The organism is Paenarthrobacter nitroguajacolicus, from assembly GCF_051027655.1.
Classification (GTDB): domain Bacteria; phylum Actinomycetota; class Actinomycetes; order Actinomycetales; family Micrococcaceae; genus Arthrobacter; species Arthrobacter nitroguajacolicus.
On record NZ_CP073234.1, the window covers coordinates 1,603,954 to 1,622,928 of the forward strand.

At 61.1% G+C, this 18,975-nt stretch carries 19 protein-coding genes and 1 tRNA gene; 12 read left to right on the forward strand and 8 right to left on the reverse strand.

Translation table 11 applies throughout. The features are described 5' to 3' along the window. Nucleotides 1–24: 24 nt before the first annotated feature. On the reverse strand, nucleotides 25–204 hold the full coding sequence (locus KCX59_RS07765; protein WP_017199401.1) for a glycine zipper domain-containing protein: 180 nt from the start codon (nucleotides 202–204) through the stop codon (nucleotides 25–27). Between the two features lie 23 nt (nucleotides 205–227). Then, complete coding sequence (locus tag KCX59_RS07770; protein ID WP_179019066.1) at nucleotides 228–1,457, reverse strand: multidrug effflux MFS transporter; 1,230 nt, start codon at nucleotides 1,455–1,457, stop codon at nucleotides 228–230. 172 nt (nucleotides 1,458–1,629) lie between these two features. Between KCX59_RS07770 and KCX59_RS07775 the strand changes: the two genes are divergently transcribed. The 5 genes from KCX59_RS07775 to KCX59_RS07795 all read left to right on the forward strand — a co-directional run bounded on the left by KCX59_RS07775 (nucleotide 1,630) and on the right by KCX59_RS07795 (nucleotide 5,516). After that, nucleotides 1,630–2,478: a phage holin family protein gene (locus KCX59_RS07775; protein WP_179019064.1), complete on the forward strand. Its 849-nt coding sequence runs from the start codon at nucleotides 1,630–1,632 to the stop codon at nucleotides 2,476–2,478. A gap of 47 nt (nucleotides 2,479–2,525) precedes the next feature. Continuing rightward, nucleotides 2,526–3,149: a CDP-alcohol phosphatidyltransferase family protein gene (locus KCX59_RS07780; protein WP_178996431.1), complete on the forward strand. Its 624-nt coding sequence runs from the start codon at nucleotides 2,526–2,528 to the stop codon at nucleotides 3,147–3,149. Continuing rightward, nucleotides 3,149–4,054, forward strand: coding sequence for a DMT family transporter (locus tag KCX59_RS07785; RefSeq protein ID WP_091466355.1), 906 nt, complete (start codon nucleotides 3,149–3,151; stop codon nucleotides 4,052–4,054). Before KCX59_RS07780 ends, KCX59_RS07785 begins: the two co-directional genes overlap by 1 nt. 107 nt (nucleotides 4,055–4,161) lie before the next feature. Next, the gene (locus tag KCX59_RS07790) at nucleotides 4,162–5,358 is read left to right on the forward strand and encodes a glycosyltransferase (protein WP_091466357.1); all 1,197 of its coding nucleotides are present in this window, start codon (nucleotides 4,162–4,164) and stop codon (nucleotides 5,356–5,358) included. An 84-nt stretch (nucleotides 5,359–5,442) separates the two neighbouring features. Beyond that, a tRNA-Ile gene (locus tag KCX59_RS07795) sits at nucleotides 5,443–5,516 on the forward strand. Nucleotides 5,517–5,581: 65 nt separating this feature from the next. Here the strand turns inward: KCX59_RS07795 and KCX59_RS07800 are convergent. After that, nucleotides 5,582–8,350, reverse strand: a complete 2,769-nt coding sequence (locus KCX59_RS07800; RefSeq protein ID WP_179019062.1) for an AAA domain-containing protein — start codon at nucleotides 8,348–8,350, stop codon at nucleotides 5,582–5,584. A gap of 245 nt (nucleotides 8,351–8,595) precedes the next feature. Here KCX59_RS07800 and KCX59_RS07805 point away from each other — a divergent pair, with 245 nt between their 5' ends. Next, complete coding sequence (locus tag KCX59_RS07805; RefSeq protein WP_179019060.1) at nucleotides 8,596–9,786, forward strand: acyl-CoA dehydrogenase family protein; 1,191 nt, start codon at nucleotides 8,596–8,598, stop codon at nucleotides 9,784–9,786. 66 nt (nucleotides 9,787–9,852) lie between these two features. Here the strand turns inward: KCX59_RS07805 and KCX59_RS07810 are convergent, their stop codons facing one another. Next, nucleotides 9,853–10,347 carry a M23 family metallopeptidase gene (locus KCX59_RS07810; RefSeq protein ID WP_179019058.1) on the reverse strand — a complete coding sequence of 165 codons (495 nt, stop codon included), beginning with the start codon at nucleotides 10,345–10,347 and terminating at the stop codon, nucleotides 9,853–9,855. 407 nt (nucleotides 10,348–10,754) lie between these two features. Between KCX59_RS07810 and rpsB the strand changes: the two genes are divergently transcribed. From rpsB to KCX59_RS07840, 6 genes are all read left to right on the forward strand, one after another. Then, entirely contained in the window at nucleotides 10,755–11,627 is an 873-nt protein-coding gene (gene rpsB / locus KCX59_RS07815) for a 30S ribosomal protein S2 (RefSeq protein ID WP_017199410.1), read from the forward strand. Between the two features lie 121 nt (nucleotides 11,628–11,748). Then, a complete protein-coding gene (gene tsf, locus KCX59_RS07820) occupies nucleotides 11,749–12,585 on the forward strand; it encodes a translation elongation factor Ts (RefSeq protein WP_026541489.1) in 837 nt (278 codons plus the stop codon). A 121-nt stretch (nucleotides 12,586–12,706) separates the two neighbouring features. Next, complete coding sequence (gene pyrH, locus KCX59_RS07825) at nucleotides 12,707–13,444, forward strand: UMP kinase (RefSeq protein ID WP_014921238.1); 738 nt, start codon at nucleotides 12,707–12,709, stop codon at nucleotides 13,442–13,444. A 116-nt stretch (nucleotides 13,445–13,560) separates the two neighbouring features. Beyond that, entirely contained in the window at nucleotides 13,561–14,118 is a 558-nt protein-coding gene (gene frr / locus KCX59_RS07830) for a ribosome recycling factor (protein ID WP_011774219.1), read from the forward strand. Next, nucleotides 14,118–15,053 carry a phosphatidate cytidylyltransferase gene (locus KCX59_RS07835; RefSeq protein WP_091466361.1) on the forward strand — a complete coding sequence of 312 codons (936 nt, stop codon included), beginning with the start codon at nucleotides 14,118–14,120 and terminating at the stop codon, nucleotides 15,051–15,053. Before frr ends, KCX59_RS07835 begins: the two co-directional genes overlap by 1 nt. 20 nt (nucleotides 15,054–15,073) lie before the next feature. Continuing rightward, on the forward strand, nucleotides 15,074–15,658 hold the full coding sequence (locus KCX59_RS07840) for a DivIVA domain-containing protein (protein WP_179019056.1): 585 nt from the start codon (nucleotides 15,074–15,076) through the stop codon (nucleotides 15,656–15,658). Between the two features lie 13 nt (nucleotides 15,659–15,671). On the opposite strand, the gene KCX59_RS07845 is transcribed toward KCX59_RS07840, so the two are convergent. From KCX59_RS07845 to KCX59_RS07860, 4 genes are read right to left on the reverse strand one after another with little or no spacing between them, the layout of a single operon-like run. Then, on the reverse strand, nucleotides 15,672–16,364 hold the full coding sequence (locus KCX59_RS07845; RefSeq protein WP_179019054.1) for a hypothetical protein: 693 nt from the start codon (nucleotides 16,362–16,364) through the stop codon (nucleotides 15,672–15,674). Between the two features lie 48 nt (nucleotides 16,365–16,412). Then, on the reverse strand, nucleotides 16,413–17,879 hold the full coding sequence (locus tag KCX59_RS07850) for a cation acetate symporter (protein ID WP_179019052.1): 1,467 nt from the start codon (nucleotides 17,877–17,879) through the stop codon (nucleotides 16,413–16,415). After that, a complete protein-coding gene (locus KCX59_RS07855; protein ID WP_091466368.1) occupies nucleotides 17,876–18,247 on the reverse strand; it encodes a hypothetical protein in 372 nt (123 codons plus the stop codon). The genes KCX59_RS07850 and KCX59_RS07855 overlap by 4 nt, the downstream gene beginning before the upstream one ends. Beyond that, the gene (locus tag KCX59_RS07860) at nucleotides 18,244–18,963 is read right to left on the reverse strand and encodes a LytR/AlgR family response regulator transcription factor (RefSeq protein ID WP_091466370.1); all 720 of its coding nucleotides are present in this window, start codon (nucleotides 18,961–18,963) and stop codon (nucleotides 18,244–18,246) included. Before KCX59_RS07860 ends, KCX59_RS07855 begins: the two co-directional genes overlap by 4 nt. Nucleotides 18,964–18,975 lie beyond the last annotated feature (12 nt).

Consider the following 18,975-nt stretch of genomic DNA (forward strand, 5'->3'; position numbering starts at 1 on the left):
GGCGGGTCGCCGGTGGGAGTTAGCCTAGTCCCGCTTCCAAGGGCCAGGATTCACGCGGTACAGCACAGCGGCGCCGATCACGGCACCCAGGATGGCGCCAAACAGCGCACTGCCGGCGGCGCGACCGAGAAGGGCACCGGCGACGGCGCCGAGCAAAGCGCCGAGGAACAAGCCCCTGCCGTTGCGGTGCGGTTTATTAGTCATGGTCACAGCCTACGGGGCTGCTGCTAATGGATGGAGGGAACAGAGCGGGGCCGGACTACCAGCCACAACGCGGCAATCGCGCCGGTGATGCAGGCGGCCATAACGGCGCCCATGGGGACGGCGGAACTGACGCCCAACCAACCGACGACGGGCGGGACAATTCCGGCCATCATGAACTGGGACGCGCCCAGGAGGGATGCAGCGGTGCCCGCTTGTGCGCCGTGGTTGGCCAAGGACAGCACCTGAACGCACGGGAACATGAAGCCGGTTGCGCAGATGTAGAACCACAACGGAACGAGGATTCCCCACAGCCCCACATGGAACAGGTCAAGCGCCACGATCAGCAGGGCAGTGAACAGCATGAAGACCGTGGCCCCCGCCACGATCCACTGCGGGGCCACCCGCCGGATCAAGCGCGAGCTGATCTGTACGCCTGCCACGATACCCAGGGAGTTGATGCCGAACAGGATGCCGTATTCCTGCGGGGAAAAGCCGTAGACGTTCTGGAAGAGGAAGGTGGAGGCCGAGAGGTAGGCGAAAAGCCCGCCAAAATTCAGGCTTCCTACCAGAACCATGCCCACGAAGATCCGGTCCGTCAGGACGGTCTTGTAGCGTTGCCCCACTGTGATGGTGGACTTTCCGCGCTGGGCTGCCGGAAGTGTCTCCCGAATGAAGAAGATGGAGGCAATGATCACCAGCAGTCCATAACCGGCCAGGAAGTAGAAGATGCCCGGCCAGGGGAATGCCAGCAGCAGTTGGGATCCTATGACCGGTGCCAGGATCGGTGCCAGGCCGTTGACCAGTGACATCCTTGAAAACATCCGGACCATGGAGTAGCCGTGGAAGAGGTCCCGGACCATGGCCATTGCCACCACGCCGCCTCCGGCAGCACCGATTCCCATAAGCACGCGGAAGAGGGAGAGCATCCCGATGTCCGTGGCCAGCGCCGCCCCCAGCGAAGATCCGATGTGCACAGCCGTCGCCAGGATCAACGGCAGCCGGCGCCCCACTTTGTCACTGAAGGGCCCCACCAGTAGCTGGCCGAGCCCGAAGCCAACCGTTGTCCCGGTCAGAGTGAGCTGGATCGCTGCCGCCGAGACATCAAAACTCTCTTCCAAGGCGGGGAACGCCGGAAGGTACAGGTCGATGGTGAAAGGACCCAGGGCCGTCAGCGCACCCAGCAGGAGAATGTAGACAAGTTTTTCGCGTCGGCTCAGAGAATCGCCCGGAGCAATGGGAGGGGTCACGATCACCTATCCTATGGCCCGGATCATATTTATTGGATGTATGACAGGCGCGCCACGGCGGGATCCCGAAAGTTCAGCAGGAACCTGAATGATAGCTTTGAGGACAGGTGTCCGTGGCAATGGTTTTCCGCCGCGTTCGCCCTACACGATGCCCAGAGGAAGCAGTTAGGCGGAACCCATGAGTGGACGTCACACCGGCCGGCCCAGTCAAGGACCAGCCATTCGTACTTTGCCAAAGACCCTCAAGCTCGTAGCAAGGCTGGCTCCGAGGCAACTCAACGACGAAATCGCCCTTGCGAAGGTAGAACTCAAGCGAAAGGCGACTCAGGTTGGCATCGCCGGCGCCTTCTTCGGAGTGGCGCTTGTCTTCCTGGCGCTACTGGTGATTGCGCTGGTTGTCGCGGCGATCCTTGGGTTGGCCACCATCATGCCCGGCTGGCTCGCGGCACTCATTGTTGCAGCCTTTTTCCTGATAGTTGTGGCTATCGCATCCTTGATCGGCATCGCCAAGTTCAAGAAGGCCATGCCCTTGGTCCCCGAGGACACCATCCGGGGGATCAAGCACGATCTCGGAATTGCCAAGGAAGGTTCCGACTTCGACGAGTCGATCCTGGATCCCAACTCACCTGCTGCCAAGGCTGCCAAGGCTGAAAAGGAAGCAGCGGCAGAGAAGGCCAAGGCAGAAAAGGCCGCGAAGGAAGCCGCCAAGGAAGCAGATGCCGTCAAGGCGCCTACCGAAGCTGAGCTTCGCTCGCGCCTGAAGCGGCGCCGTGAACACCTGACCGGTGTCCGCGATGAACTTGGTGAACAGCTGGACGTCAAGAAACAGGGCCAGGTTTTGCTGGAAAGCGCGAACGGAAAGTTCCAGGAAGGCAGGGAATTTGCTGCAGCGAAGTTCGCGGCCCTTGAAGACTCTGTCCCCGAAAGCCTGACCGAACGGCTTTCGGCCCGGTGGAAGGACCTCGCAGCGTTTGCCACTGCTGCCGTGGTCTTCGTTGTTGCGCTGCGGAAGTTGCTGAAGAAGTAGCAACTGCCGGCGGCGCCCAACACGGAAGACGAGGAAGGGGGGACAAGATGAGATTGATCGGAGCTGGGTCGCACCCCGACCGGCCGCAGGTTGATCATGACCTCATCTTCACTGTCCCCAACATCCTTACGGTCCTTCGCTTCATGGGTGTTCCCTTGTTTGTCTGGCTCGTGTTGTCGGAGCAGGAGTATGGCTTCGCGGTACTGGTGCTGGTGATCATGGGCAGCACCGACTGGGTGGATGGCTACATTGCCAGACGCTTCGACCAGACCTCCAAACTTGGCCGGATACTGGATCCGATGGCCGACCGGGCCGCCCTCCTTGCCGTCGCGTTCACGTTGGCGATTGCCGGCGTCGTGCAGTGGTGGTACCTGGCCGCGCTGCTGGTACCTGACGCCGTCCTGGCCATCGCATCTTTGATCTACTTCCGCAGCCATCCGGACCTGCCGGTGAGTATCATCGGAAAAATCCGCACGGCTCTGCTGCTGGTCGGCACTCCATTGCTTGTCCTGTCCAAGCTGCCCATTGCTTTTACCGAGGTCTACTTCGTGGCTGCTTGGACGTTCCTGGGCTTCGGCCTGATCGGCCACTGGATTGCGGCCTACAACTATTTTTGGGCCATCTTGCGTAAGGGTAAAGAATTGAAAACCGACGACGGCGGACGAGGCTGATGGTCTGGCTGGCGGTATTTCTCGCGGTAGTTGGTGCCTTCTTCCTCGCTATCGGTGCCCAGCGGCAAGGCAGCGCGGTGAAAGCCGATACCGGGGGCCTGGCGCTCAGCTCCAATGGCTTCCTGAGGCTTCTGCGTAATCCCCGCTGGATGCTTGGGCTGTTGTTCCTTGCCCTCGGGATGGTGATGAACGCTATAGCTTTGGTGTCCGCACCCCTCACCGTGGTGCAGCCGATCGGTGCCATCGCGTTGGTCATCACCACGGTGGTCAACGCCAAGGACCAAGGCCTGAGCATCAACCGTGCCACTGTGGTTGCCATCAGCGCCTGTGTCACGGGTTCAGCGCTGTTCGTGCTGCTGGCAGTCAACGTCACGCAGGAGAATCATCACGTCAATAGCGACGACGAACTGACGATTGTTCTCCTCCTGGCTCTTGCAGTGGGCATTTTTGGAACCCTGGCCGTCATGTTCAAGCACCGCATGAGTGCCTTTATCTACATCCTGGGGGCCGGTGTCCTGTTCGGCTTTGTTGCCGTCCTGACCCGGATCATCGGCAAACACTTGCTCGATCCCAACGGCCTGTTCCTGCTCAACGTCCAGTGGTACACCCTCATCGCCATCGTGGCCGCCGGAGGGCTGGGCTCCTGGTTCGTGCAGAGTGCATACTCGGGTGGTCCGCCGGATCTGGTCATCGCCGGGCTGACCGTTATCGACCCCATGGTGGGCATTGCAATCGGCATCGTGATCCTGGGTGAGCTTCGTCCCGATGTCCACGCCGTGATGGCCATCGCCATGGCCGCGGCCGCTACGCTTGCTATCGTGGGGGTTATTGCCCTGAGCCGGCACCATCCGGAAGTCACCAAACGCAAGAAGGACGCGAAGGCGGCTGCCAGCCGGAAGGCTTAGGGCAGGGCTTTACCTTGCGCCACCCCTATTGCGGGCGGCAACCCGGCGACATCGCAGCATTGCCACAAGCAATGCTGTCCGCACCGTGACCATCAGGAGTTCTCCACGTGACCATTCCCGACACCAACAAGCCCCTCACTATTCTGATTGCCGCGGATACCTACCCGCCGCACGTCAACGGTGCCGCCCAGTTCGGCTACCGCCTGGCCAAGGGGATGACTGCACGTGGGCACAACGTGCATGTGTTGGCCTGCCGTCCGGACACGGGCAAGAGCTACACCGAGTTCCGTGACGAAGCCACGGTTCACCGGCTCCGCTCCCATGGCGTCTTCACCCACGAGTACTTCCGGATCTGCTTCCCGTGGGAAATCAAGAAGGAAATCAGCCTTCTTTTCGACAAGGTCCAACCGGACGTCGTCCACATCCAGAGCCACTACATGATTGGCGAACACGTCCTCTATGAGGCTGTTAAGCGCGGAATCCGGATTGTTGCCACCAACCACTTCATGCCCGAAAACCTCAACCCGTTCCTTCCGTTCCCGCAGTGGTTCAAGGACATCGTTGGCCGTATTTCCTGGAAGGACATGGGCAAGGTCATGGGCCAGGCGGATGTGGTCACCACGCCCACGCCCCTTGCTGCCAAGGCCATGCACCAGCACGCCTTCCTGCGCAAGGTCCTGCCCCTTTCCAACGGCATCGACTCTTCGGCCTATGAGCTCCAGCCCGGTGAGACCATCGAGCCCCACGCCAACCCCACGGTCCTGTTCGTGGGCCGTCTTGCCGAAGAGAAGCACATCAACGTGCTGATCGACGCCGTCGCTAAAACCCCTCGCGAACTGAACGTGAACCTGGAAGTAGTGGGTGGCGGCGAAGTCCGCCCTGCCCTTGAGGCCCAGGTTGCGAAGCTTGGCCTGGGAGATCGGGTGAGGTTCCTCGGGCTGGCGAGCGACGAGGACCTGCGTGAGGCGTACATCAAGGCCGATATCTTCTGCATGCCCGGTACGGCCGAGCTCCAGTCACTGGTGACCTTGGAAGCCATGTCGGCTTCCACTCCTGTGCTGCTTGCCAACGCCATGGCGCTTCCGCACCTTGTTCGTGACGGGGAGAACGGCTACCTCTTCACCCCCAACGACAGCAACGAACTCGCTGCCAGGATCACCCAGCTCGTGGAGCTTCCCAAGGACGAGCTTGATGCCATGGGCAAGCTGAGCCGGGAGATGGTGGAGCCGCACAGCATCAACGGCACCCTCCAGACATTTGAGGACCTCTACCGGGGCGCTTCTTACGAGGACATGGTGGTGTGACAAAAGCACTCCCCGGCACCTATTAGAATTGCTGGAGTGCTTTGCCCGGAACTGCTGCTTTGCGGCGGCTGTCCCGGGCATCACGGGGCTATAGCTCAGCTGGTTAGAGCGCGGGACTCATAATCCTAAGGTCCTCGGTTCAAGTCCGAGTAGCCCTACCTTTCACACGGGAGCCGTGGCCGACGATTCATTCTTCGTCGCCCACGGCTCTTTTGCTGGCCGTTCAGCCCAACGCCGCTGCCAGTTCGGAACGTATGCGGGTTTCCTCCCCGCTTCCCGTGGTCGGCAACCGCAGAAGACGGATCTTATGTGCACGGCAGATGGCATCTTTGAGGTCATCCCGGACTTGCTGCGCGGGATTGTTTTCGTGGTAAGCGAAACCGTCAACTTCAATGGCCAGGACGGGCATGTTGGTGACGCGGTTATAGACCACGAAGTCCAGGCTTGCCCGGTTCTGGACAAAAGCAGCCTGTTGGGACGTGAGCATCGCAGGATCGCGAAGCAAATTCTTCAGCAGGACCTGTGGCGCCACAGCTAAGTCGGAGAACAGTTCGTCCTCGAGGATCTCCGACAGGAGGGTCCAGATAATATTCTCCGACGTGTATGTGGAGCTGTTCCGGAGCCGGGCGGCCAAAGGGCGCAGCAGTGCTGAGTATTCTCTGTACAGGAGGTCAAAGACGGACAGGACGTTGCTGTCGAAGACGCCATCCTCCGGATTTCGGTAGCGAATAAAGTGCACCAGGTCTCGAAGGTGTCGGCTTTTCGGCAGCATCTCATTGTTGGTAACAAGCACGAACCGTTTCACTGCGCGGGAGACGGCGACGTTGACGAGGTGCGGGTCATCGACGAAGCTGACGCCTTGGTGACCGCTGTTTGTCTCGTCCAGGACTGTGCTCATGATGATCACGTCCTTCTGCCGCCCTTGGAACTTGTGGACTGTGTCGGCGTGGATGCTGTTGAGCAAGGCCTCGGTTACTTTGTCCACTTGCCGTCGATACGGGGTCACCACGCCGATCTGCTCGTTGCTGATACCTGAGCAGAATTGCCCGAGGACCTCCTTGGCAATAACGTCCGCTTCACGCTGGTTGGTTCGGCCCCCGCTGTTGTGCTGCCGCATGTGGTTCCCCTCGGCTGTCCGGACGACCACCAACGGCTGACCGCCCGACCCGCTGGAGGTGTAGGGGACCAGCCTCCCGCCATAGAACTTCCTGTTGCAGAAGTCGATGATCGCCGGATCGCAGCGGTAATGCTCCCGAAGCATGGTGCGGGGAAGGTCATCGCCGAACTGATCGATGATTGAGGACAGAATGTTGTGCTTCCTGTAGTCCACACTGGTGGACGGGGCCTTCTCGGAGTTCCTTGATGCTCTCTCATCGGCGATGTGCTGCAGTTGCTGAAGGTCGCCGACCACAATGACGTTCCGGGCGCGGGAGAGTGCCAGGCCGGCGGCGAGCAGATCAACTTGGGAGGCCTCGTCAATGATCAGGTAATCGAGGAGCTGTCCTGTAGGAACACTTCGTCGCAGGGAGTGGCACGTGCTCAGAATTACCGGGTAGTCAGCGGTGAATTCCGCGAAGGTTGACCTGTACGTGGCTTCTGAGTGGACCCGCCTGCGCGTCTGGGCGTAGCGGCTATGGAGAGATGCTTCGAGCGTCTGCCTGGAAGCCAGCCGATGCTCCTCCTCAAGGCGTCCGTAGTCTTCATTCGCCAGCAGCTGCCCCGCTTGATCGATACGCGCTTCAAGCTCCTTGACCTTGCCGTCATAGTAGGCGCCCTGAAGCCGCAGAACGACGTCAGTGTCGTGGGGATCAACTCGTCCGAGTCGTCCGTATCGGAGACGAAGTCTCAGGCGGCGGAAAAGTTTTCGGACCGGTCCGGACTCGACAGGCATGAATGCGGTATCGGCCAGGAATTCGAGGATCCGAGCGGACGGAGCACGCAGTAGCGGGACGCCTTCCAGTGCGGGCAACTCACGGGTATCGGCCTGGAGCAGGAAATGCCGCCTCTCGAGCTGGTAGGCGTCGAGCTCTTGCTTCCACATGGCCAGTTGCCTGGCGGTCCCTTGCAGGGTCTGCAGGCGGCTGTCGAGTTCGGCCACATATTCTGCCGGGGGTGCCTCGGCAGGTGATTGCCCGACGAATTCATCGACCGCGGCGTTCCTGGCTTCCTGCCTGGCGAAGAATTCGGCAATTTTCTCCTTCCGACCGAGGTCAGCCACGATGTGTCCGTAGCCTTCCTCGGCCAGTTTGTCCCGGACATTTTCCACGGCGGCGTTGTTGAAGGAGACGATTCCAACTCTCTGGCCCGGAACGGTAACGATGTTGGCCACAAGGTTCAGTATGGTTTGGGTTTTTCCCGTGCCGGGTGGACCGTCGATCACCGTTATTCGATTGCTAAGTCCTTTCAGGAGAGCCTCGCGCTGGCTGATGTTTGACGAGAAAGGCAGTATCGGATGCCGCTGAATCTTCTCGGGGGAAGTCAGGGTTTGGCGCTGGAGCAGGACTTCAAGGGCGCTTCCTGCCGGGACGCGCCTGAAGTCCTCGTATTGCCGGCGTAGCGGATCGTCCTCCCTCAGTTTCGAGGCGACGTCACGCCAATAATCCAGCACGACCTGGGCTTCTATTTCTTCCTCGGACGGCTGGGAGATTGTTATCTGGGTGTCACGACAGGTTTCATATCCGGGTCCTGCGTCACCAGTGTGAAACACGCGCAACCAGGTTCCGTGGGGCGAATCGAAACGGAGGACCTCGGTGACTGCCTCAAACACCTTGCCCCGCACCGTGACTGTGTCGCGCGGCTTGAGGAATATAGGCGCTGGATTTCGGAGAACAACGACGTTGTCGGCCGAGTATTTGTATGTCTTTCCGGAACTAAAGGTGATGTGCGTGAAAGCACCGGCGGGACGATACCCGGTCACCTCCGGGGTCTTGTCATCAAGGCCATTCTGGTGACGATTGCGGACCAGAATCGCCTCGTAGCGTGGATTGATCACTGTGCTTCCCCCAAATTCATCTGCACCGTTGCACTACCGACGTTACAGAACTGTCCGTTGCGACAAGAGTTCTTTGGAACCAGAAAGGAAAACTCCAGCGTTGCGGGGAACGAAGAACCTGCGGTATGTTACTGATCAGTAACTTACTACTCGCCGGTAACTTGGCCGCCCTGGCGCCCCTCGGGTTCAGCGCGGTTGGTCCGGATCTGATGTGGTCGCAGGTGACCACCCTTGAAGGAGCGAATATGTCCAACGCTGCATTTGACGCCGCAAACCTTCCCTATGCCGACGGCGACTTCTATGCCTTCGAGCAGATGCTGACAGAAAAAGAGCAAGATCGCCTGGCGGAGGTCCGCGAATTTCTTACACGTGAGGTCAAGCCCATCGCGGTGGATTGCTGGAACCGTGGCGAGTTCCCGATGGATCTCATTCCCAAGCTCGGCGAACTGGATATTGTCAGCCCCGTCCGCCGCCAGGGGTACTCCAACTTGTTCGCCGGTATGCTCCACGCCGAAGTGACCCGTGCGGATGCTTCGATTGCAACCTTTATGGGTGTCCACGACGGCCTCTTCACGGGCTCGATTGAAGCCCTCGCATCGCAAGAGCAGAAGGATGCCTGGCTGCCGGACATTTACTCCCTGAAGAAGATCGGCGCCTTCGGGCTGACCGAGCCGCTGGGTGGCTCGGACGTAGCAGGTGGAACGCGCACCACCGCCCGGCGCGACGGTGATAACTGGATACTCAATGGCGCCAAGCGCTGGATCGGCAACGCCACGTTCTCCGACTGGGTGGTCATCTACGCCAAGGACTTGGCGGACAACCAGGTCAAGGCGTTCCTGGTGGACACTTCGCTGCCCGGCTACTCGGCCACCAAGATTGAAAACAAAATCTCCCTGCGTACTGTGCAGAATGCGGACATCGTTCTTGACAATGTGGTGGTGCCGGACTTCTTCAAGCTCGCCAACGGCAACAGCTTCCGCGACACAAACAAGGTCCTCAAAGTAACCCGCCTGGCTGTCGCATGGCAGGCCGTGGGGCTGCAGATGGCTGCCTTCGATGTCGCCCGCAGCTACGCCGTGGAGCGTCAGCAGTTCGGCCGTCCCCTGGCAGCGTTCCAGTTGGTGCAAAACCAACTGGTGCAAATCCTCGGAAACACTGTGGCCTCCATGGGCATGATGGTTCGTCTGGCCCAACTCGAAGACGCCGGAGTGGCCAAGGACGAGCAGTCAGCCCTGGCGAAGGCCTTCACTACGGCGCGCATGCGCGAAAGCGTCGCCCTGGGACGCAGCATCCTGGGCGGAAATGGCATCGTCACGGACTACGGCATGGCCAAGATCTTCTCGGATGCCGAGGCCATCTACTCCTACGAGGGCACGCACGAGATCAACACCTTGGTGACCGGACGTGCCATCACAGGCGTTTCGGCCATCGTCTAGAACATTCGCTGACCTGGCGGGGAGATGCGGCGGGAACGCGGCGGGGACTTGGACGTTGCCGGGGGCTCAGTGGAGCGGCAGCAGTATGGATGGCCGCATGTCCGATACGAAGCCCAACGGATTGACGTAGTCCTCGCCGCGCCGCACCCCCCAATGCAGGCAGGTGGCGCTGCTGCAGTGGCCGGGTTCCAGGGTGCCGATGACCTGTCCCTTGCGGACAGCGTCACCTGTTTTCAATTCGCTGGTCACAGGTTCGAAGCTGCTCTTGAGGCCATTGCCTTGCTCGATGGCTAGTACCGGACGATCAACTACGACGCCGGAAAAGGTCACCACGCCATCAGACGGCGCGGTGACGGGAGCGCCGTCGTGAGTTGGCCCCAGGTCCACACCCCGATGCCCGCTGAGCCACGGTTTGTCCGGTGGGTCGAACGTCCGCAGGACGGAAGGCTTGGGGGAGAGCGGCCAACTCCACTGTGCTTCGGCTGGAGCAGCTGCGCCTGCGCTGCCAGTAACGACGGTGGAGACAAGAAGTGTGGTCAATGTGAGCTTGAAAACGGTCATGGAACCAGCCTCCCGGGGCAACCCCGGCGACGCGATACGTTGACTGCCGTATGTGGACAACGGGTGGTTTCCCGCGGTCAAATCGGTGGGGTCGCTGTAGTACACTTGGTGGAGCAGTTTGCTGTGCCCTCAAGCTTGTTCAGGAGCATGTCTCATTCAGATATGTGAGGGTCCCAGGCTGACTACGCGTATCCAGCCCTCCACCAGCTAAGCCTCAAGGCTTTATGCTGCGGAGGATTGCGCCTCTTGCGGTCCGGCCGAGCTCAGGCTCCGTGCCGGATGAGAAGTGCAATGGATGCCAGGAGCCACGCCCAACCGGGCAAAGGCTAAACAACCGTCAACTATTGGCAGGGTAAGAGCAGCCCCATGGGCTCTCTCATGAATGACCTGCCGGAAGGAGCGTCGGCATGCCCGTCGTAACTATGCGCCAGCTGCTTGACAGCGGCGTCCACTTTGGACACCAGACCCGTCGTTGGAACCCGAAGATGAAGCGCTTCATCTTCACGGAGCGCAACGGCATCTACATCATTGACCTCCAGCAGTCGCTGTCCTACATCGACCGCGCCTACGAGTTCGTCAAGGCTACTGTCGCCCACGGCGGCACCGTCCTGTTCGTTGGCACCAAGAAGCAGGCTCAGGAAGCAATTGCCGAGCAGGCTACCCGCGTTGGCCAGCCGTATGTCAACCAGCGTTGGTTGGGCGGTATGCTCACCAACTTCCAGACCGTCGCCAAGCGTATCCAGCGCATGAAGGAACTCGAAGAGATCAACTTCGACGACGTCGCCGGCTCGGCTTACACCAAGAAGGAGCTCCTGCTCCTCAAGCGTGAACTCACCAAGCTTGAATCCAACCTCGGTGGTATCCGCAACCTGACCAAGGCTCCCTCGGTTCTCTGGGTTGTTGACACCAAGAAGGAACACCTTGCTGTTGACGAAGCCAAGAAGCTGAACATCCCGGTTGTTGCCATCCTGGACACCAACTGCGATCCCGACGAAGTTGACTTCCCGATCCCGGGTAACGACGACGCCATCCGCTCCGTCAACCTGCTCACCCGCGTTGTTGCCGACGCCGTAGCTGAGGGCCTCATCGCCCGCAACCAGCGCGCAACGGGCACCACCGAAGCTCCGGAAGAGCCGCTGGCTGAGTGGGAGCGCGAGCTCCTCGAAGGCAGCAAGGCCGAAGAAGCAGCGGCAACCGAGGCTCCGGCAGCAGAAGCTCCCGCAGCCGAGGCTCCCGAAGCAACTGAGGCTGCAGCCGGCGAAGCCGAAGCAGCCAAGTAAATCTGGACCTTCCCTGATGCTGGATACAGCGTCAGGGGCAACTGACAGGATGGCGGCTCACACGGTGGGCTGCCGTCCTGTCAGTCCGTAAACACACAAATTTCTAGACAGAGGGGTTCACATGGCGAACTACACTGCTGCTGACATCAAGGCCCTGCGCGAGCGCACCGGCGCCGGCATGATGGACGTCAAGAAGGCTCTTGACGAAGCCAACGGTGACGCTGAGAAGGCCATCGAGATCATCCGCATCAAGGGCCTCAAGGGTGCTACCAAGCGCGAAGGCCGTTCCACTGCTGAAGGCCTGGTTGCTGCCAAGGTCAACGGCGGCGTCGGCGTAATGATCGAGGTCAACTGCGAGACTGACTTCGTCGCCAAGGCTGACAAGTTCATCCAGCTGGCCGACAAGGTCCTCAACGTTGCAGTCGAGTCCGGTGCAGCCGACCTCGAGACCCTGCTGGCCACCGAGGTCGACGGCAAGCCGTTGTCCGAGGTTGTTGTCGAAGAGGGCGCAGTCCTCGGCGAGAAGGTTGTTGTCCGCCGTATCTCCCGCGTTGAGGGCACCACGGTTGACGCTTACCTGCACAAGACGTCCAAGGACCTCCCGGCTCAGGTCGGCGTCCTGTTCGCTGTCGATGGTGAAGGCGAAGCCGCTGCCACCGCCGCGCACGACATCGCTGTCCACGTTGCAGCCATGGCTCCGAACTACCTGACCCGCGACGACGTCCCGGCCGAACTGGTCGAGTCCGAGCGCCGCATCGCCGAAGAGACCGCAAAGGCTGAAGGCAAGCCCGAAGCTGCTCTTTCCAAGATCGTGGAAGGCCGCGTGACGGGCTTCTACAAGGGTGAAGTTCTGGTTGACCAGGCATTCGCCAAGGACTCCAAGAAGACTGTTGCACAGGTCCTCGAGGAAGCCGGCGTGAAGGCTACCGCAGTAACCCGTTTCCGCGTCGGAAACTAGTAATTCATGAAAAGGGGTGGTCACTTCGGTGGCCGCCCCTTTTTCATGCACCCGTCCGGGTAGTACCTGCGCGGACCCACAGCACGATAATCTAGCCAGAGTCCACCAACGGGAAGGCACCATGGAAACCGTCAACACTGCTATCCAGCCCGAGAAGACCCGTCGACGTGTACTTCTGAAACTTTCCGGCGAGGTCATCGGCGGAGGCAAGCTCGGCGTCGATCCCGAGACCGTACGCGCCATCGCCAAGCAAATCGCGGCAGCAGTCACCGAGGTAGAAGTGGCAATCGTTGTCGGCGGCGGTAATTTCTTCCGCGGCGCCGAACTGTCGCAAAGCGGTATGGATCGCTCCCGCGCCGACTATATGGGCATGCTGGGCACTGTGATGAACTGCCTGGCGCTGCAGGACTTCCTGGAGCAGGCCGGTGTAGAGACCAGGGTCCAGAGCGCTATCACCATGGGCCAGGTGGCGGAGGCCTACATTCCCCGCCGCGCCATCCGCCACATGGAAAAGGGCCGCGTGGTCATTTTCGGTGCAGGCGCCGGCTTGCCCTACTTCTCCACCGACACCGTTGCGGCACAGCGGGCCCTTGAAGTGCACGCAGACGTGGTCCTCATGGCCAAGAGCGGTGTGGACGGCGTCTACACCGCCGATCCCAAGAAGGACCCCACAGCCGAGAAGTTGGATGTCCTCAGCTACGACGACGCCCTGCGCCGTGACATCCGGGTCATGGACCAGACTGCAATGACCATGTGCAAGGACAACAGTCTTTCCATGGTGGTGTTCGGCATGGAGGGCGAGGGCAACGTTACCCGCGCCATCCTGGGCGAAACGCTGGGAACCTTGGTTACTCCCTAGCAAGGGCTAGGATATTTCTAGGACCGTCCGCCCCTGGTGGCGGATCTTTACTGTGCATTGATTTACTGTGCATTGCCGCCTGCAGTTGGGTAGCAACTATTTCTGAGGAGAAACCCGTGATCGAAGAGACCTTGCTCGAAGCCGGCGAGAAGATGGATAAGGCGGTGGAGGTAGCCAAGGACGATTTCGCGTCGATCCGCACTGGCCGGGCCAACCCCGCCCTGTACAACAAGGTGATCGTCGAGTACTACGGCACACCCACTCCGCTTCAACAGCTGGCCTCCTTCGGTGTGCCTGATGCCCGGACCATCCTGATCACCCCTTACGACAAGACAGCGCTGCGCGACATTGAGAAGGCACTGAGCGACTCTGAGGTTGGCGCCAACCCCTCAAACGACGGCAACGTCATCCGCGTGACCATCCCGGAGCTCACCAAGGAGCGCCGCAAGGAGTACGTGAAGATCGTCAAGGGCAAGGGTGAGGACGCGAAGGTATCCATCCGAAGCATCCGCCGTAAGGCCAAGGACTCCCTGGACAAGCTCGTCAAAGACGGCGAAGCCGGAGAAGACGAGGGTGCACGCGCTGAGAAGGAACTCGACGCCCTGACCAAGCAGCACGTGGACAGCATCGACGAACTGCTCAAGCGCAAGGAAGCCGAGCTGCTCGAGGTCTGATGAACCAGGCTGAGCCGGCACCCGCTGAGCGGGTCCCGACACGCGATACCCCCAAGCGCGTCAGGCGCGTGCGGAAGAACCCCACACCCAAAGCAGGCCGGAATCTTCCGGCGGCCATCGGCGTCGGGCTTGCCATGCTTCTGGCCGTTTTGGGTGGATTGCTTTTCCTCCCGCTGGGATTCGTCCTGCTCACTACTGCTTTCGCGGTACTGGGTGTTTGGGAGGTTTTCCGGGCGCTTGAGGCGCAGGGGACCAGGATGCCGATCGTTCCCGTGATGATCGGCAGCCTGGTGATGCCGGTGTCGGCCTACTTTGGCGGACTTGAGGGTTTGCTTTTCACTATGACGGCGAGTTCGGTGGCGGTTTTGCTGTGGCGCTCCATCGAGAGCGCTGCGGGCGCGCCGCGCAGCGTGTTTGCCGGCGTTTTCACCTTGGCTTGGATTCCGTTCCTCATCAGCTTCGCGGCATTGCCGCTCCACGCCACCGGTGGCGCCACCCCGTTCGGCTTTTGGCCGAACGGGATTCCCGACGGCGCGTGGCAGATAGCGACTTTGTTGCTGTTGGTGGTCTCGAATGACACGTTCGGCTACATCGTTGGTGCTACTTTCGGTAAGCACCCCATGGCCCCCAAGATCAGCCCCAAGAAGTCCTGGGAGGGCTTCGCGGGATCAGTGGGCGGGGCCATGGTCATCGGCGTCCTTGCCTGCATCTTCCTGCTCGACAAGCCTTGGTGGGTGGGCCTTGTGCTGGCCGTGGGCATGGTCGCCGCATCAACCGCCGGAGACCTCGCCGAGTCCATGGTCAAACGCGAACTTGGCGTCAAGGACATGAGCAGCATCTTGCCCGGCCACGGTGGCGTGATGGACCGCTTGGACTCCATCGTGTTCGCAGCCCCTGTAGCCTATGTTCTGTTCGCGCTGCTGAGCGGCGTCTGACAACCAATGAAGGAAAATTAGTGGCCTTGGATATTCGACGCCAGATTCCCGCAACGTTCGATCGCGTGGAGCGGAGCAAGTACGGCTATAACGCCAAGCAAGTGGATGAGTTCCTCCAGCGAGCCAGGACGTCGTTTGAGAATCCTGTGGGCACGGCCGACCAAGTGGCCAGCGTAGATGTACGTGCTGTGGCTTTCGACCCCGTCAAGGGTGGCTACGACGCCAACAGTGTGGATGCTGCGCTGGACCGGCTGGAGGACGCGTTTGCGCGTCGGGAGAGGGACGAGCTCATCAGCCAGCAGGGCGAAGAGGCCTGGCTGCGCGAGATCGGCAAGCTCTCCGGCATCCTGCGCGGCAGGCTGCACCGGCCCGACGGCGAGCGCTTTCGGCGCCCGTCCGGGAAAAGGACCCGCAGCTACAACGTCCAGGATGTCGACGCCTTGTGCGCCGAGCTTATTGGGTACCTCGAGCACGATCAGGCCTTGAGCGTAGACACAGTGCGGCGTGCTGTTTTCCGTGCGGCCAAGGGCGCCGATGGCTACGAAGAGGCCCAGGTAGATGCCTTTCTCGCCCGTGTTGTAGAGCTCATGGCGGCCATCGATTAGTTCGAAGGGTGGGCTAATGCGGGGTGGGGGAGATTGGCTGGTTGATCTTCCACACCGCGTAATACCGGCGCCCGCCGCGGACCATGGTGAATGCGAAAAAGGCCAGTGCGGCCACCACAGCCACGCTGATTGAGACGGGCGTGGGCACCTGAAGGACAGTCAAGACAGAGCCGATCAGCAGTGCAAGCAACGCCGAGTTGGCCGTCATGATGAACATCATGCTGCTGCCTGCTACTTGGCTGAATGAGCCCCGCCCGCCCAGGAAGTAGTACGTCTGCTCCGAGCCTGCCTCGTCGTCGTGGTAGCCCGCCATCAAGTAGCGCGCCATGCCGGGATCGAGTTCGACGTAGGCGGCACGCAACCTGTTCATGGCGAGGACGTACATGAGGTCCTCCATGCCGACGTTCAAGACCCGGATCTGTGTTAACAGTCCTACGACGACGTCGATGCTGAGAATCGTCAGCGCGAAGGCCCTGAAGTCATCTGAAAATTGGGTAGCGTTACCAACAAGCGCCACACTGAGCAGGCTTGCCGAGGTGAACGTCAGGAACATGCTGATGCGGGTGAGGACTTCGCCTTGGGTGGTACTCCTTGAAGCGAGCAGGCTCCAGTGCTCCGTGGCCAGCAATTGCGCCCGGACGCTGGGAGATAGCTCCGTCGTGGGCGCCGGCGGTTCCGGACTCGCTGCACCCGCTTCATCGGACATGGCGTCATTGTCCACCCTGTAGGGGCCGCGGGCAACGGCTTGCTGCCGCTATCGCTCCGTGACTACCGGACGCTCCGGCACATGCAGGCGTGACATTACCCGGTTCACCGAGGCCGGTACGCGGTTCTTCGTCATGATCGACACCGTCACGGTCACCGCGAAGGCGGCCGGGACGCTCCACGCTGCAGGCTGCGCCAACCACGCTGGCGCGTTGCCTGGGCCCATGAGGGTGCCCGCCACCATGGCGCCGCCACAAAGAAGCGCACCAATCAGCATCCCCGCGATGGCGCCCGAATCCGTTAGCCCACGCCACCAGATCCCGAGCAGCAGCACCGGGCAGATTGTGGATGCCGTGAAGGCAAAAACCAAGCCGACGCTTCCAGCCAGCGCAAGCGTGTCAGTCATCAGGGCAAAACCCAAAGGCACGACGGCGGCGAGTAACGCCGCGAGGCGGAAGCCTTTTACGCTTCCTCCAAAAAGGTCCTGGCTGATGACGCCGGAAAGCGAAACCACCAGCCCGGACGTCGTGGACAGGAAAGCGGCGAAGGCGCCCGCCACCACCAACGCAGACAGCATGTCACCGGCCACACCGCCTACAAACCTCCCGGGCAGCAACAGGACCAGGGCGTCGGCCTGGCCGGACTGCGCGAGGTCGGGTGCGAACATCCTCCCCAAGGCACCTGACAGCGTGGGAAACAGATAGAAGACGGAGAGCAGCCCCAACACGATCAGCGTGGTCCGGCGGGCCGATTGGCCGTCGGGGTTGGTATAAAACCTCACCAGGACGTGCGGTAGGCCCAGGGTTCCGAAGAGCAACGCCACCAAGAGCGATATGTGTTGGTATGCCCCGGCAGCACTTTGGCCGGTGGGGTTGAGGGGCAAGGGCGCCTGCGGCTGTGCGCCATTGCCTGCCAGCACCAGAAGAACGAACACGACAGGTACCGCTAAAGCGGTCAATTTCAACCAGTACTGAAAGGCCTGGACAAAGGTAATCGAGCGCATTCCACCTGCCACCACCGTGAGGCACACGACAAGAACCACCGCCGTCGAACCTACCCACGACGGCAGTCCGGTGGTGATCCGGATGGTGAGCGCCGCGCCATGCAGTTGGGGAACGATGTACAGCCAGCCGACGGCCACCACCACCAGGCTTGTCACCCGTCGGACCAGCTTGGAGTCCAGCCGGGCTTCGGTAAAATCCGGAATGGTGTAGGCGCCGGAGCGGCGCAGGGGAGCGGCCACGAAGAGCAACAGCATCAGGTAACCGGCGGTGTACCCCACGGGGAACCAAAGCGCGTCAGTTCCGGAAAGCAGGATCAGCCCCGCGACGCCCAGGAAGCTGGCGGCGGACAAGTACTCGCCGCCGATTGCGGATGCGTTCCACCACGGGGGGACTGTTCGGGAGGCGACGTAGAAGTCGCCGGTTGTGCGTGAGATGCGCAAGCCGTAGAAGCCAATGACCGCCGTCGCGATGGAAACGGCCAGAAAAGCGAAGAGCCCAACAGCAGGGTTCACTTATCCTCCACAAGGTCCTGGTAACGCGCCTCATTGCGGGCTGCCGCGCGATTGTAGAGCCAAGCGCTCAGTCCGATGACGGGGTAGATGCCCGCGCCCAGGACCAGCCAATCCAAGGGAATGCCGAAAATGCGGGTCTCCGCCACCCCGGGTCCATAGACCAGGAATACTGCGATCACGGCAAGAATGACCAGGAACCCGCAGGCAACCACCAAGGCCAACCGCAGCTGGGAGCGGATGAGCGAACGGATGAAGATCCGGCCGGCATCGGAGTCCTCGGCAAGTTCCCCCGGGTACGGTAACTTTCCCGAGGCCCCCGGTGTCGCCGTGGCTGATTGGCGCGGGGCAGTGACGCGGACGCGTGTCATCCTTGGGGCCGGATGCGGGTGGACTGCAGCTTGTCCCTTACCGATGGCAGGTGCCTGCGGCTGATGGGCAGCTCGGCGCCGGCAACTGCCACGCTCGGACCCGTGGCCGAAAGCTTGAGGTGCTGCACATGGTTCAAGGCGATGAGATACGAGCGATGAATCCGAATAAAGCCGGCGTCTGCCCACTTCTGTTCAAGGTCGCTGAGGGGAACACGGATCAGATAGCTGGCCTCGGCCGTGTGCAGTCTTGCGTAGTCACCCTGGGCCTGCACGTAGGTTACGTCGTCGCGGCGGATCATGCGGGTTGTGCTGCCGAGGTCCACCGTGATCATCTCCGGCGCGGGGGTTCCGTCCTTGATGAGCTCACTGATGCGGTCCACGGATCGTGAAAGCCGTTCAGCGCGCAAGGGCTTCAGCAGATAGTCGATGGCGGCGAGGTCAAAGGCTTCAAGTGCGCAGTCTTCGTCTGCGGTGACGAACACGACTGCCGGCGGACTGCTGCTGCGGGATATGGCGCGTGCGATGTCCAACCCTGAGAGCGCCGGCATATGGATGTCGAGGAATACGGCGTCCACTGACTCTGTTTCCAGGGTCCGTAGCGCCTCTGCGCCGGACGATGCCCGGTGGATGGCGCCAATCCGCTCATCCCGGCCCAGCAGGAAGGCGAGCTCCTCCACGGCGGGCAGTTCGTCATCAGCGACGAGGACGTTGATCATGATTAAAGACTA

Bases quoted from the DNA above. Each gene is read 5' to 3' on its own strand.
- KCX59_RS07765 (WP_017199401.1), bottom strand. From the start codon at position 204: ATGACTAATAAACCGCACCGCAACGGCAGGGGCTTGTTCCTCGGCGCT.
- KCX59_RS07775 (WP_179019064.1), top strand. From the start codon at position 1,630: ATGAGTGGACGTCACACCGGCCGGCCCAGTCAAGGACCAGCCATTCGT.
- KCX59_RS07780 (WP_178996431.1), top strand. From the start codon at position 2,526: ATGAGATTGATCGGAGCTGGGTCGCACCCCGACCGGCCGCAGGTTGAT.
- KCX59_RS07785 (WP_091466355.1), top strand. From the start codon at position 3,149: ATGGTCTGGCTGGCGGTATTTCTCGCGGTAGTTGGTGCCTTCTTCCTC.
- KCX59_RS07805 (WP_179019060.1), top strand. From the start codon at position 8,596: ATGTCCAACGCTGCATTTGACGCCGCAAACCTTCCCTATGCCGACGGC.
- KCX59_RS07810 (WP_179019058.1), bottom strand. From the start codon at position 10,347: ATGACCGTTTTCAAGCTCACATTGACCACACTTCTTGTCTCCACCGTC.
- rpsB (WP_017199410.1), top strand. From the start codon at position 10,755: ATGCCCGTCGTAACTATGCGCCAGCTGCTTGACAGCGGCGTCCACTTT.
- tsf (WP_026541489.1), top strand. From the start codon at position 11,749: ATGGCGAACTACACTGCTGCTGACATCAAGGCCCTGCGCGAGCGCACC.
- pyrH (WP_014921238.1), top strand. From the start codon at position 12,707: ATGGAAACCGTCAACACTGCTATCCAGCCCGAGAAGACCCGTCGACGT.
- KCX59_RS07835 (WP_091466361.1), top strand. From the start codon at position 14,118: ATGAACCAGGCTGAGCCGGCACCCGCTGAGCGGGTCCCGACACGCGAT.
- KCX59_RS07845 (WP_179019054.1), bottom strand. From the start codon at position 16,364: ATGTCCGATGAAGCGGGTGCAGCGAGTCCGGAACCGCCGGCGCCCACG.
- KCX59_RS07855 (WP_091466368.1), bottom strand. From the start codon at position 18,247: ATGACACGCGTCCGCGTCACTGCCCCGCGCCAATCAGCCACGGCGACA.
- KCX59_RS07860 (WP_091466370.1), bottom strand. From the start codon at position 18,963: ATGATCAACGTCCTCGTCGCTGATGACGAACTGCCCGCCGTGGAGGAG.